This is a genomic window from Mycobacterium triplex, assembly GCF_000689255.1.
In the GTDB taxonomy this organism is placed as follows: domain Bacteria; phylum Actinomycetota; class Actinomycetes; order Mycobacteriales; family Mycobacteriaceae; genus Mycobacterium; species Mycobacterium triplex.
Genome location: NZ_HG964446.1, coordinates 497459 through 511529, shown reverse-complemented (window position 1 = coordinate 511529; position 14071 = coordinate 497459). Strand labels below are relative to the sequence as shown.

Genomic DNA, 14071 nt, shown 5'->3' with positions numbered 1-14071 from the left:
GGCCTGCGACCCCCACAAAGGCGGTATTTGACCGTGCCGACATCAAAACGCGCTCTCGACGACAAGTACTTGCTGTCCGACGGACAGAGCTTCATGACAGGGATACAGGCCCTGGTACGGCTGCCGCTGCAGCAGCAGCGCCGGGACGGATGCGACGGGCGCACCACCGCGACCTTCATATCGGGCTACCAGGGGTCCCCGCTTGGTACCTACGACATGGAGCTTGAGCGCGCCCGCAAGATTCTCGACGAGCACCACATCGTCTTCCAGCCCGGCCTGAACGAAGAGCTCGCCGCGACAGCAGTCATGGGCAGCCAGCTCATCAACGAAGTGGGACAGCAGCGTTTCGACGGAGTTTGTGGCATCTGGTACGGCAAGGCGCCCGGCGTTGATCGCGCCAGCGACGCGTTGCGACACGCCAACCTCGTCGGCGTCCCACCGACCGGTGGCGCCATTGTGCTCGCTGGTGATGACCCGTCCGCCAAATCCTCGACGTTACCGTGCGCCTCGGAGACCGCGCTGTTCGACGTCGGCATTCCCTTCTTATTCCCGGCCGACGTGCAAGAAGTTCTCGATTTCGGGGTGCACGCGTTCGCACTGTCACGCTGCAGCGGACTGTGGGCCGGGATGAAGATCGTCACGAACGTCGCCGATGGGTCGGCGACCGTGAACCTCGCCTCCGACCGCGTGCAACCGCAGATGGTCCAGATCGAGGACAACGGCCGGCCGATCACACATCAACCGAACGCCATCCTGATCGGCGCGCAGCTTGAAGAGCTCGAGCGCACACAGTGGAACGCGCGGCTCGACGCGGCCCGCCGCTACATCGCAGTCAACGGCTTGAACCAAATCGTGGCCGACGCGCCTGGTGCCAAAGTCGGGATCGTCGCACCGGGAAAGTCATACGTCGACGTGATCGAGGCGTTGCACCGGATGGGACTCGACGGGAACGCCATCGGGGAAGCGGGCATCCGGCTGTTGAAGGTCGGCGCGCCGTTCCCGATGGACCCCATGATCGTGCGCGAGTTCGCCAGTGGCCTGCGCGAAATCATCGTCATCGAGGAGAAGCGCGCGTTCGTCGAGCTTTTCGTGAAGGACGCGCTCTACGGCACGCCTGATCAGCCGCGCATCGTGGGTAAGCACGACGAGCGTGGCGCCGTACTGATGCCGATAAACGGCGAGGGGTCCCCAGATTTGATCGCCCGGATCCTTGCACCAAGGCTGTGTGGAGCGGGCGGCACGCCCCTCAAGTACGAAGGCGAACATACCCGTATCCCGCTGCCACTGATCGCCTCGCATACCCAGTCCCCAGCACGTACGCCCTATTTCTGTTCCGGCTGCCCACACAACACCTCCACCAAAGTGCCCGAAGGTTCGGTTGTCGGTGCCGGCATCGGATGCCACGGCTTGGTCATGATCATGGACGCCAAACAGGTCGGCAACATCATCGGCGTCACCCAGATGGGCGGAGAAGGAGCACAGTGGATAGGGCTGGCACCATTCACCGAAGTGCCGCACCTCATCCAGGACATCGGCGACGGCACCTTCATGCATTCCGGGTCACTAGCCATTCGCGCCGCGGTTGCAGCCGGCGTCAACATCACCTACAAGCTACTGTACAACTCCGCAGTTGCCATGACCGGTGGACAAGCACCGGTGGGCGCATTGTCGGTTCAGGGCATCGTCGAACTACTGCTGGCAGAAGGCGTCCAGAAGGTGATCGTTACCACCGAGGACACCACCCGCTACCGAAAAGTGAAGCTGCCCAGGGGCGTCAAGGTTCTCGATCGTTCTCGGTTGCTCGAGGCCGAGCAGCAGCTCGCCAAGATTCCTGGCGTCACGGTGCTGCTTCACGACCAGGAATGCGCCGCCGAGAAGCGGCGTAAACGCAAGCGCGGCAAGATGGATGACCCCGCTACCCGCATCTTCATCAACGAACGAATCTGCGAGGGTTGCGGCGACTGCGGCGAGAAGTCGAACTGCCTGTCTGTCGAGCCGGTCGACACCGATTTCGGTCGCAAGACCAAGATCAACCAGTCGTCGTGCAACAAGGACTACGCTTGCGTTAACGGTGACTGCCCCTCTTTCGTAGAGGTGATTCCCTCGGGCCGCAAATTGGCGGCCAAGATCGAGCCTTTGGCCCCCGACGACTTTTCGGCGCCGCAGCGCCTTAGTGAGAACACCGACTTCAGCATGAGAATCACCGGAATTGGCGGCACCGGCGTCGTGACGCTTGCGCAGGTGCTTGCGACTGCGGCAACGCTCGACGGCTGGATAGTGCGCGGCCTCGATCAAACCGGTATGGCACAAAAAGGCGGCCCCGTCGTTTCAGACCTACGTTTCACGTGCACCGACCAGATACGAGCCAACAAACTGGCAAGTGACGACTGTGATCTCTACCTCGGATGCGACGTGCTTGTGGCCGCCGCCGAGGGCAACCTCAGGGTTGCCGACCCGCAGCGCACGTTTGGTGTCGTATCGTCCGCGGTCGTTCCCACAGGTGCGATGGTTGTCAACACGCAGGTGAGCTTTCCGGATCTGACCGAACTGCAGGCGCGTATCGCCAAACGAATGCGGCCCAATAGCTTTCACCTCGTGGACGCTCGTTCATTGACCGAATCCCTTTTCGGGTCGAGCCAGACAGAGAACATGCTGCTTGTCGGCGTTGCCTTCCAGGCAGGCGCGCTCCCCCTAACCGCCGAATCGATCGAAAAGGCCATCACGCTTAATGGGGTCGCGGTCGAGGCGAATCTGCAAGCGTTCCGCCGTGGCCGTCAGGTCGTGGCAGCCCCCGAACAGCTAGCCGATACCGCTGGGAAAAGATGGCGCAGCGCTCGCGCGGCCCTGCGGGGTAAGCGCCATGCCCGCGCGGATGCGGTACTAGCCCGCATCGCATCTCAACCCAATTCGGAATTGGAGCGAGTGATGAATGTTCTTGTGCCAGAGCTTATTGCGTACCAGAACGTCCGATATGCCCGACGCTACGCCAGTCTTGTCGAAAGGATCCGCGCGCGCGAGTCTGAGGTCACTGCTTCCGGCGGTGATGCACTCGCGTCGGCCGTCGGGCGCAATCTGTTTAAGCTGATGGCTTATAAAGATGAGGCGGAGGTCGCACGCCTCAGCATCGACGGCCAACTACAGGCTGCGCTAGATGAGGAATTCGGCCCCGGAGCTCGCATTGTATACAAGTTGCACCCACCAGCGTTACGTGCCCTCGGCGTCGACCGCAAGGTCGCGCTGGGACCGTGGTTCAAGCCGGCGTTCCACGCCCTGTATCTGATGCGCCACTTGCGGGGTACTCCGCTCAACCCCTTCGGCCTCGGCAAGGTTCGGCGTCTAGAACGCGAGCTCATCAAGGAGTACATCCATGTCCTCACTGAGATCGATCAGCACCTCACCACAGCTAATCACGCAACGGCCGTCGAAATCGCCGAACTCCCCGACATGGTGCGCGGCTACGAGGACATCAAGATGCGCAACGTCGCAAAGTATCGCGAGAGATTGGCGGAGCTGCTGGCGCAACTAATGGCGTCGAGCGACCCAGCAACAGCAGTGAAAGCAGGTAGAGCGTGACCAATAAGGTCTTTGACAGCGCGGCCGACGCGATCGCCGACATTGCTGATGGAGCTGCGCTTGCCGTCGGTGGGTTCGGATTGTGCGGAATCCCCGATGTTCTCATCGGCGCTCTTGCCGAGGCAGGGGTCGGGAACTTGGAGGTGTTCTCGAACAACTGCGGTATCGATGGCCACGGTCTCGGAATCCTATTGGGGCTTGGGCGAATCCGGCGCATTGTCGCTTCGTATGTCGGAGAAAACAAAGAGTTTGCCCGGCAGTATTTGGCAGGTGAACTCGAGGTCGAGCTGACGCCGCAGGGCACCCTGGCTGAGCGCCTACGCGCTGGCGGTGTCGGCATTCCCGCGTTCTTTACCCCCGCTGGGGTGGGGTCGCCCATCGCGGACGGAGGTCTGCCGTGGCGGTACCGCGCCGACGGCTCGGTTGCGATCGCGTCGCCGCCTAAGGAGACTCGGGTGTTCAGCGGCAAGCGGTATGTGCTCGAAACCGCGATCACTGCGGACGTCGCACTCGTTCATGCGAAACTGGGTGATACGCAAGGCAACCTGGTGTTCGATAAGGCGGCAATGAACTTCAATCCGCTCGCCGCGATGGCCGGTCAGCTGACGATTGCCCAGGTCGAGCGTCTGGTCGCGCCGGGACTGATTGACCCGGCGAATGTCCATCTGCCGGGAGTGTTCGTGCAGCGCATTGTCGAAACCGGACCCCAACAGGCGCTTATCGAAAAACGCACCACACGGGACGCGGCGGGAGTGCGCGCATGAATGAGACGGCATCGAAGTCGCTGGCCGCTGTGCGCGGCTGGACGCGCCACCAGATGGCCCAGCGTGCAGCGCAGGAGTTGCAGGACGGAGAGTACGTCAACCTCGGCATCGGGCTTCCCACACTCATTCCCGACTACCTCGACCCGTCGGTACGTGTGACCTTGCACTCGGAAAACGGCATTCTGGGCACCGGACCCTATCCGACCGAAGACGCAGTCGATGCCAATCTGATCAATGCGGGTAAGGAAACGGTCACCGTGCTGCCTGGCGCAGCATTTTTTGATTCGGCATTGTCTTTCGGAATGATTCGAGGCGGGCACATCGACACGGCCGTGCTCGGCGGCATGCAGGTCTCCACTGCCGGCGATCTGGCGAATTGGGTGATACCGGGCAAGATGGTCAAGGGCATGGGTGGAGCGATGGACCTCGTCCATGGCGCAACGCGGGTCCTCGTCGTCATGGAACATACTGACCGGCAAGGTAATCCGAAGATCGTAGACACCTGCACACTGCCACTGACAGGCGAAGGGGTGGTCGATCGGATAATCACCGATCGCGCAGTGATCGATGTGGTTGGTGACGGCTCGCTGGTGTTGCGTGAGACTGCGCCCGGCGTGACCGTCGATGAGGTCCGTATCGCCACTGGAGCAGCATTGACAGTAGCCGACGACCTGATCCAGCATGGGGGCCTTGCGGCAGTATCAACGCGAGTTCAATTAGCGTAAGCGACGCCAGAACGGCGATCGAAAAGATGCCAGATCGCCGAACAGATGCCACCTGCCTCCGAATCCGCGCCGCCTGTCACGCAAAGTGCTAGTGCAAGGAGCCGCGCCTTCCGGCGATCAAGGGTAACGGTCTGCCGACGCCCAGTATCAGAGCCAAGTGCATCGTGCCGGCATCCGCTTCGATATGGGAAGCGACAAACATTTGGAGGTCGAAAACTGCTCTGTTGCGGGAGCTTTCGGCAGAATGCGACGCACCATTTTTTTTCGCATGGCCGTGGTCGGCCGACGAATGGCTAGACGGTGGTCTGTCTCAGGTCCGTGTCATACATGACATCTCAATTGAGAATGTGACATTGGAATTTGAGAACCTACAACAAGGCCGCTACCGCGCCATGTTTGCGAAGCGCGACAGGTGCAGCTGGTGGGCGACGGTGACCGTCTTGGTCGGGCCGTTGCGGTGCTTGGCCAGGATGAAGTCGGCCTCTCCCCCACGCGGGTCGTCGCGCTCGAAAGCGTCCGGCCGGTTCAACAAGATGACCATGTCCGCATCCTGCTCCAGCGACCCCGATTCACGAAGATCCGACAGCATCGGCTTCTTGTCGGTGCGCTGCTCGGGGCCGCGGTTCAGCTGGCTGATCGCCACCACCGGGACTTCCAGCTCTTTGGCCAAAAGCTTCAATTGGCGCGAGAATTCGGAAACCTCGAGCTGGCGCGACTCGACCTTCTTTCCCGACGACATCAGCTGCAGATAGTCGACCACGACCAGACGCAGGTCGGCCTTCTGTTTGAGCCGGCGCGCCTTGGCGCGGATCTCCATCATGGTCAGATTCGGCGAGTCATCGATATACAGTGGCGCCTCGCTGATTTCACTCATCCGCCGCGCCAGCCGCGTCCAGTCGTCGTCGTTCATCCGGCCCGAACGCATATCGGAGAGTTTGATTTTCGCTTCCGCCGACAGCAGTCGCATCACGATCTCAGACTTGCTCATCTCCAGCGAGAAGATGACGCTGGCCATCCGGTGCTTGATCGAGCATGAGCGCAGGAAGTCCAGTCCCAGTGTGGATTTCCCCACTCCAGGCCTGGCCGCCACGATGATCATCTGCCCGGCGTGCAGACCGTTGGTCACCTCGTCGAGCTCGGTGAAACCGGTCGGCACGCCGCGCGCCACTCCCCCGTTGGAGGCGATGGCGTCGATCTCGTCCATCGTCGGCTGCAGCAGATCCTCGAGCGGCACGAAGTCCTCCGACGTTCGCCGCTCGGCAACCTCGTAGATCTCGGCCTGGGCCCGGTCGACCACCTCGGCGACGTCGGCACCCTCGGCGCCGGCGTAGCCGTACTGCACGACCCGCGTTCCGGCCTCCACAAGCCGGCGCAGCAGCGCCTTCTCGGCCACGATGTCCGCGTAGTACCCGGCGTTGGCGGCGGTCGGCACCGTGGAAATCAGGGTGTGCAGATACGGTGCTCCGCCGATCCTGCGCAGCAACCCGCGGCGGTCCAGTTCGGCGGCCACCGTCACCGCGTCGGCGGGCTCCCCGCGCCCGTAGAGGTCCAGGATCGCGTCGTAGACGTTCTGATGTGCGGGGCGATAGAAATCGCCGGGCCGCACCCGCTCCAGCACGTCGGCGATGGCGTCCTTGCTCAGCAGCATCCCGCCCAGCACCGACTGCTCCGCGGCCAGATCTTGCGGCGGTTGACGGCTGAACTCCTCGCTGGGCGGCGACGAGTCCATTCCCGGCGCCAGGTCATCTACGACGGCCACGGACTCACACCTCCCTCACGAACCATGATACGAACATACATTCGATAGCCGACACTGGACTACGTCGATCAGGGCACTCCCACTCCGGTCCCATGCACCCGTAAAGCCTCGCGCCGGAAAGACCGTAAACGTTGCTGGCCTGCGGTTGAAAGGGCCGTTGTTCATAAGGCTGTGCATCGTGTGTGCATATCCATCGACACCTGTGTTGAGTGGGGTGTGGAGAACCTGTGGAACAAAACGCGGCGCCGCGACATCCCCGCTGCTAAGGGCAGTACAACACCGGTTAGCTGGTGTGGAGAAGAATCTCTTCGGCGTGTCGTCCCAGGTTACTGCGCCGGGCGTGTTGGCTTTCGGCCATATTTTCGCCGCGTTACGAGGGGGTTAAGGGGTGCACCCGACGATGTCACCCAAATAGTTCGCCAGCCCGACCACGCCTGCCCATCCACAGGGGAACCCGTCGGCGCGCCGATGGCACGACAAAATCCGGCGGCCGCCGATTAACGGCAGCCGCCGGATCCGAACAAACGGTGCCGAGTTAGCTATCCGCGACGACGTTGAGCGCAACGTCGACATTGATCTCGGGGTGCAGATGCACCGCCACCGAATGGGTGCCGACCGCCTTGATATGCGACTTGGGCAACCGAATAATGCGCTTGTCGAGATTCGGGCCGCCGGCCTTCTTGATTGCTGCGGCGACATCCCCGGCCGTCACCGAGCCGAACAACTTGCCGGAATCGGCGGCGGTTTTCACCGGCAGCGAGACCGGGCCGAGCGCCTCGATCGCCGTCTTGATCTCGTTGGCATGCCCGAGATCGCGCACGGCCTTGGTCTCACGGGCCCGGCGGATCTCGTCGGCCTGCTTCTGCGCACCGCGCGAGGCGACGATCGCCAGGCCGCGCGGAAGGAGGAAGTTACGGCCGTACCCGTCCTTGACCTCGACAGTCTCGCCGACGGTACCGAGATGGTCGACGTCGGCCGTCAGAATCAGCTTCATCGTTTTCGTACTTTCGGTTGGGTCGTAAACAAAACGCGCCGGTTATCGCGCCGACGACGTGAAGGGCAGCAGAGCCACCTCGCGGGCGTTCTTCACCGCAAGCGCGATGTCGCGCTGGTGCTGCACGCAGTTACCGGTGACACGACGGGCGCGGATCTTGCCGCGCTCGCTGATGTAGGTGCGTAACAGGGTGGTGTCTTTGTAGTCGATCGACTGGCCCTTCTTGGCGCAGAAGACGCATTTTCTTGTCTTGATCGGCTTTTCGGGCGCCGGGCGCCGTTTCGTGGACTTTGCCATGTGTTCGTTTCTTTCCGTTTGCTACTGGTCTTGTGTGCTTTTGTGTTTGACGTCAGAACGGAGGTTCTTCGTCACCGCCGGCGAAGGAGCCCGATGCCGGAGCACTGCCCCACGGGTCGTCCGCCGGCGCGCCGCCGCCCGACTGGGCGGGCGCTGACTGTCGGGATCCGCCACCGCCGCTGCCGAAGCCGCCGCCTCCGCCGCCACTGCGGCTGGCCTTGTTGACCTTGGCCGTGGCGTAGCGCAGCGAGGGGCCGATCTCGTCGACCTCAACCTCGACGACGGTGCGCTTCTCCCCTTCGCGGGTTTCGAAAGAGCGCTGCTTGAGCCGCCCGGTGACGATCACCCGCGATCCGCGGGTCAGGCTCTCCGCGACGTTCTCCGCCGCCTCGCGCCAGATGTTGCACCGCAAGAACAGCGCCTCACCGTCTTTCCATTCCCCACTTTGGCGGTCGTAGATCCGGGGTGTGGACGCCACGGTGAAATTCGCGACGGCAGCACCCGACGGCGTGAACCGCAGTTCAGGGTCGGCAGTCAGGTTTCCGACGACGGTGATAGTGGTGTCACCAGCCACTGTGTCCTCCTGGATCCATCCTGGCTCTCGCCCGGGGACGGTAGACGGTCATGAGCATGTCTCGCTGAGCCTACGCAAGCGCGCCGACGGCGGGGAGTGTGCTCGCTACCCGGCTCAGTGCTTGTCGGTGCGCATCACCTTGGTGCGCAACACCGACTCGTTGAGGCTGAGCTGACGGTCGAGCTCGGACACCGTGGCCGGGGCCGCCTTCAGGTCGACGACCACATAGATGCCTTCGGCGTGCTTGGCGATCTCGTAGGCCAGCCGGCGCTTGCCCCAGATGTCCACCTTGTCGACGGTCCCGCCGTCTTTGCGGACGACGTTCAGGAACGTCTCCAGGGACGGAGCAACGGTGCGCTCGTCAAGTGTGGGGTCAAGAATGACCATGATTTCGTATGGACGCATGGAAACCTCACCACCTCCTCTGGTCTAAGCGGCCACGGTCTGTCCGTGGCAGGAGAGTCGCCTGCGTCGGCAACCGCCCCAGGGTACCGGACGACCAGCTAGCCTCCAAAAATCGCCGAGGTCGCGCCGGCAAGCAGTTACTGCCGCTGTCGCACGTATTCCTCGGCCCGCGCCTTGGTCGCCGCGTCGGCCTTGGCGAGCGAACCGGAGTCGAACGGCGGCCGCGGGTCGTATTCGATCATCAGCTGCGCGGCCTGCGCCGCCTCTCGGTCCACGAGCAGCTCGGTGAGCCGCAAAGCCATGTCGATGCCGCTCGATACCCCCGCGGCGGTGATGATGCGTTGCGGTAGGTGCTCGACGACCCGGTCCGCGACGTAGCGTGCGCCCAACTCGTTGAGCAGATCCGCTGCCCGCCAATGCGTGGTCGCGGTGAGACCGTCCAGCAATCCCGCGGCGGCCAGCAGCAGTGCGCCCGTACACACCGAGGTGGTGAATGTGGTGGCTGGGTGCACCGCCCGCAGCCAGTCGCGGATGGATTCGTCGTGAAGGAGTTTGCGGGTGCCGATGCCACCGGGCACCACCACCACGTCGGGCGCGCTGATTTCGTCGAAGCTGGAGTCGCAGGTGACGCCCAGCATCCCGTTCTCCGTGCGCACCTCGCCGCGACGGTGCCCGACGAACGTCACCTCGATCGACGGAATGCGTTGCAGCACTTCGTAGGGCCCGACGGCGTCGAGTGCGGTGAAGCGCGGGAACAACGGGATTGCGACTAGAGTCATGTTTGTCCTTGAGCGCTAACCATTTCGGTGTCCAGCGAAGGCGCCGGTGCGGGCACCCGTCTCGTGTGGGCCGGGCGCAGCCAGTCCGGCAACCAGCGCGGCGGTGCATCGGGAGCGCGGTCGAACGGCCCACCGGCCGGGTCGTCCACCCGTCCGTCCCAGCGCACCAAATCCTCGTCGGGCCGGTAGATCTGACGAATCACCAACGCGCACAACGCCATAACGGCGATGTCCCGTATCAAGACCGTGGTGGTGAAAAACTGTTCCGGCAGTGAACGATTCGGGTTTCCGTACAGGTAGTACATCCGCGGCACCCACACCACCGCATCGATCGTCATCCACGCCAGCAGCACCCGCCGATGCGGCAACGCCAGCACGGCAAGCGGCACCAGCCACAGCGAGAACTGCGGGCTCCACACCTTGTTGGTCAACAGGAACGCCGCGATGACCAAAAACAGCAGCTGCGCCACCCGTGGCCGCTGCGGAGCGGTGAGCGCGATGTATGTGATTGCCGCACAACATGCGACGAACGAAACCGCGACCACGGTGTTGAGCACCGTGGGCGGCTCCCAGAAACCCAGCTTCGGATCGAAGCCGGGCCAGCCGGTGAAGGACTTGACGACGTTGTAGATCGAGTCCATGTCGTCACCGCGACGGGCGTTGAGCCGGAAGAACTCCGACCAGCCTCGCGGAAATAGCACCAGCACAGGAAGATTCACCAGCGTCCAGGTCAGCACGGCGGCCACCGCCGTGCGCACCAGCATCCGAACACGGCCCGTGCGGACAGCCAGCACCAGCATCGGACCCAGGAACAGCAGCGGATACAGCTTGGCCGCGGCACCCAACCCGATCAGCACACCGGCCAGCACCGGTTTGCGCCGCGCCCAAGCCAGCAGCCCGCTCATCGCGAATCCCGTTGCCAGCGCGTCGAAATTGGTGAATATCTGAAAGATCAGCAGCGGTGAGGCGGCCACCAAAGCCGCGTCCCAGATGCGGCGGCCGGACAGACCCGCCGTCGCCCACACGGTCGCCAACCAGGCAAGGGCCAGACCGAATGCGGCGACGTCGAAGAACACCACCACCTCCGCTATCACCGGAAGCGGCGCCAGCTTGCTCAGGGCGGTGTAGGTCTTGGCCAGCGCCATCGACGCGTACTGATAGACCCCGGTCAACACCGGATACTCCATGTAACGCACTGCGGGCTTGCCGTCGTAGCGGATCTGCGGGGCGCCGCTGGAATCGGTTTCGATCCAGCTCGACTTGTACGGGAACTTGCCCTGATTCAACAACTCCGCGCCGTACAGCGGCACCGTATCGGAGTAGCACAACTCGTAGTAGGCGCGCTGATTGTCCCAGTTGGCGACGCGCTGGTCCCCGGTCCCGGTGCCGCTGCTCTGCAGGCACGCCGCCTTCGTCGACCAGCCCAGCGCCAGAAACACCAGCGCGAACACGAACATCACTCGCAGCGGCGTCATCAGCCGGGCCCGCCCGATCAGCGCATGCCGGCCCACCGGTCCGCCGACGGCATCGGCCAGCGCAGCGCCCAAATAGTCGGTGCGGCTGGGGCAATCGCGGTTGTCCGCGCTACGCAGATCGTCAGCCAGCGTGCGCGGGGAAATAGTGGCGCTCTCCTGCCGAGCGCCGCTCACGGTGGCGGTTGCCCGAATGGTGGGGGGGCCGGTTCGGGCGGTGGTGCCTGTCCCGGTGGTGGCGGCGGCGCCCCGGTGATCGTCGTCGGTGGACCCACCGGGATGGTGATGCCCGGGGCCACCTCGATCGTGGGCTGGATGACGGTCACCGCGGGTGGCGGCGGAGGCGGCGGGGCGGGCACCCCCGCGTAGCCACCGATCTCGGTCGGCTTGGGGAAGGTCTCGTTGGGCGTGCCCTTCAGCGCACCGTCCATCGTCGACTTCCAGATGTCCGACGGCAGGCCCGAGCCGTAAACTTCTGCGCCCGAAGCGGTTACCAGCGGAACATTGTCCTGGACGGTTCCCACCCAGACCGCCGTCGACAACGACGGGGTGTAGCCGACCATCCACGCGTCCTTGTTGGCTTGGGTGTCGCCCAGCTGCACCGTGCCCGTCTTGGCCGCCGACGCCCGGCCACCCGACAGGGCGTGGCCGCGTGAATAGGCGGCGATCGGTTGCATGGCCGCGGTGGTGTTGTCGGCGACCGCCTTGTCGATGCGCTGGTCGGCGCCCTTGTCCGAGTTGCCGGCGTCGAAGAGCACCTGGCCTTCGGCGTTGACCACCTTTTGCACCAGGTGCGGCGGGTGGTACACACCGGAGGCGGCCAGGGTGGCATAGGCCGAGGCCATGTCGATCGGACGAGTTTGGTACTGGCCCAACACGATTCCGTTGTTCGGCGGACCGCCTTTGCCGTCCTCGGACAGGGTGTGTGGAACACCGGGGAAGCTCTTGGCGACGCCCGCCGCGAACGCGGCGTCGGCGACGGCCTGTGGTCCGTTCTTCAGCTTGAGCATCAGCCGGTAGTAGGCCGTGTTCAGTGACATCTTGAGCGCCTCGGCGATATTGCAGGTGCCGCAGTTTTCGCCGTCGACGTTGGTGATCTTGATGCCGTCGACCGTGAGCGGCGAGCTGTCGACCTGGTAGCCCAAGCCGATGCCCTGTTGCAGGGCGGCCACCAATGCGAAGACCTTGAACGACGATCCGGTCTGCAGCCCGGCCTGAGCGAAATCGAAGCCGTTGGCGTCCGAGCCGCCGTAGTACGCGCGGATGGCGCCGGTGTGCGGGTCGATGGACACGACGGCCGAGCGCATGTCGGGGTCTTGTCCGTCGAGGTATTTCGAGACGGCCTTCTCCGCGGCCTGCTGAGCCTTCGGGTCGATCGTCGTGGTCACCTGCAGGCCCTGCGTGTTCAGGGTCTGCTCGTCGATGTTGAACAGCTCCATCAGCTCTTTGGTGACCTGACGCTCGATCAGGCCACTGGGGCCGGTGGTCTGGTTCTGTGCGCGCGCCTGATCGGGCGGGACGGTCTGGGGAAATTGCTGTGCCGCACGATCGCTCGCCGATAGCGCCTTGGTTTCCACCATGCCGTCGAGGACCCAGTTCCAGCGCGCCTCGCCACCCTTGGGATCCACGGCCGGGTCGAGTGAGGACGGCCGGCGGATCAGCGCCGCCAACAGCGCTCCCTCGGAAACGGTGAGCTGGTCGACGGGTTTGTCGAAGTAGGCCTTGGACGCCGCGGAAATCCCGTAGGCGCCCCGGCCGAAGTAGATGATGTTCAGGTAGGCCTGCAGCACTTCGTCTTTGGACCACTCCCCCGACATCTTGGTGGCGATGACGAGTTCCTTGGCCTTGCGCAGCAGGCCGGCGAACCCGTGCTGCGCGGAGCCGACGAGCGCGTTCTTCACGTATTGCTGCGTGATCGTCGACCCGCCCTGCAGATCGCCGTTGCCGAACAGGTTGTTCTCCACCGCCCGCACAAAGCCCCTGAAGTCGAAGCCCGGGTTCGAATAGAAGTTGCGGTCTTCGGCGGCGATGACGGCCTGACGAACGTGCACCGGCACCTGGCTGATGTTGACGTCAACCCGATTGCCTTCGGGTGGAACGATTTTCGCGATCTCCGAACCGTCGCTGGCCAGGATGGTCGACACCTGGTTGGTGCGAATGTTGCCCGGCTTGGGAATGTCGACGATGAAGTACGCCATCGCGAAGGTGACGATCGGTAACAGCACCAGGACCGCCGCGGACAGGTAGGCCGCGCGCCGCACCCACCGCCAGTTGATCTGATCGACCCAGCTCCAGTCGACACCCGACCCGGGGGCGCGGTGGCTTGGCACGTCGGGACCACCGACGTCGCCGGGCCGTCGCGGAGGCGGCGGAGGTGGCGGGCCTTCCGGTGGGCGACCCGAGAGCGGACGGTCGCGCCGCGGCGGGCCTGGCGACCGCCGCCCGTCGAGGGCGGCCTTCACCTCCTCGATCGGGTCGCGTGGCTGGGCCCTGGATCCGGGGCTACCCAGCGCGGCCCTGACCTCGTCGATGGGGTCGGACCGCCGAGCAGCGGCGTCGTCGACGACCGGCGGCAGGATCGTCGTCTGCCGATCGTCGGGAGGAACACGTCGACGGGTCCCGGCGTCGGTGCGGTGCACCGGGCGGTCGGAGTCGTCCGGATGCTCGGCGTTGGGTTCCTTGCTCATACGTTCAGTCGCGGACCTGCTCGGGTCATCGGGCGACTGATC

General features: G+C 64.1%; 11 protein-coding genes. 3 read left to right on the top strand and 8 right to left on the bottom strand.

Annotation, left to right across the window (positions count from 1 at the left end):
• Positions 1–33: 33 nt before the first annotated feature.
• From BN973_RS02315 to BN973_RS02305, 3 genes are read left to right on the top strand one after another with little or no spacing between them, the layout of a single operon-like run.
• Complete coding sequence (locus BN973_RS02315) at positions 34–3573, top strand: indolepyruvate ferredoxin oxidoreductase family protein (RefSeq protein WP_036465649.1); 3540 nt, start codon at positions 34–36, stop codon at positions 3571–3573.
• Positions 3570–4337, top strand: coding sequence for a CoA transferase subunit A (locus BN973_RS02310; protein ID WP_036465648.1), 768 nt, complete (start codon positions 3570–3572; stop codon positions 4335–4337). Before BN973_RS02315 ends, BN973_RS02310 begins: the two co-directional genes overlap by 4 nt.
• The gene (locus BN973_RS02305; protein WP_051641079.1) at positions 4334–5062 is read left to right on the top strand and encodes a CoA transferase subunit B; all 729 of its coding nucleotides are present in this window, start codon (positions 4334–4336) and stop codon (positions 5060–5062) included. The genes BN973_RS02310 and BN973_RS02305 overlap by 4 nt, the downstream gene beginning before the upstream one ends.
• 382 nt (positions 5063–5444) lie before the next feature.
• Here BN973_RS02305 and dnaB read toward each other — a convergent pair whose 3' ends face one another.
• From dnaB to BN973_RS02265, 8 genes are all read right to left on the bottom strand, one after another.
• Positions 5445–6821 (bottom strand): replicative DNA helicase, encoded by a 1377-nt coding sequence (gene dnaB, locus BN973_RS02300; RefSeq protein ID WP_036465647.1) that lies wholly within the window; start codon positions 6819–6821, stop codon positions 5445–5447.
• A gap of 535 nt (positions 6822–7356) precedes the next feature.
• Positions 7357–7815: a 50S ribosomal protein L9 gene (gene rplI, locus BN973_RS02295; protein ID WP_036465646.1), complete on the bottom strand. Its 459-nt coding sequence runs from the start codon at positions 7813–7815 to the stop codon at positions 7357–7359.
• Positions 7816–7857: 42 nt separating this feature from the next.
• On the bottom strand, positions 7858–8112 hold the full coding sequence (gene rpsR, locus BN973_RS02290; protein ID WP_025738217.1) for a 30S ribosomal protein S18: 255 nt from the start codon (positions 8110–8112) through the stop codon (positions 7858–7860).
• A gap of 52 nt (positions 8113–8164) precedes the next feature.
• A complete protein-coding gene (locus tag BN973_RS02285; RefSeq protein WP_036465645.1) occupies positions 8165–8686 on the bottom strand; it encodes a single-stranded DNA-binding protein in 522 nt (173 codons plus the stop codon).
• Between the two features lie 114 nt (positions 8687–8800).
• On the bottom strand, positions 8801–9091 hold the full coding sequence (gene rpsF, locus BN973_RS02280) for a 30S ribosomal protein S6 (RefSeq protein WP_036465644.1): 291 nt from the start codon (positions 9089–9091) through the stop codon (positions 8801–8803).
• A 137-nt stretch (positions 9092–9228) separates the two neighbouring features.
• Positions 9229–9870 carry a DJ-1/PfpI family protein gene (locus BN973_RS02275; RefSeq protein ID WP_036465642.1) on the bottom strand — a complete coding sequence of 214 codons (642 nt, stop codon included), beginning with the start codon at positions 9868–9870 and terminating at the stop codon, positions 9229–9231.
• Complete coding sequence (locus tag BN973_RS02270) at positions 9867–11519, bottom strand: glycosyltransferase family 87 protein (protein ID WP_036465640.1); 1653 nt, start codon at positions 11517–11519, stop codon at positions 9867–9869. Before BN973_RS02270 ends, BN973_RS02275 begins: the two co-directional genes overlap by 4 nt.
• On the bottom strand, positions 11516–14029 hold the full coding sequence (locus BN973_RS02265) for a transglycosylase domain-containing protein (protein ID WP_084163268.1): 2514 nt from the start codon (positions 14027–14029) through the stop codon (positions 11516–11518). Before BN973_RS02265 ends, BN973_RS02270 begins: the two co-directional genes overlap by 4 nt.
• Positions 14030–14071: the final 42 nt, after the last annotated feature.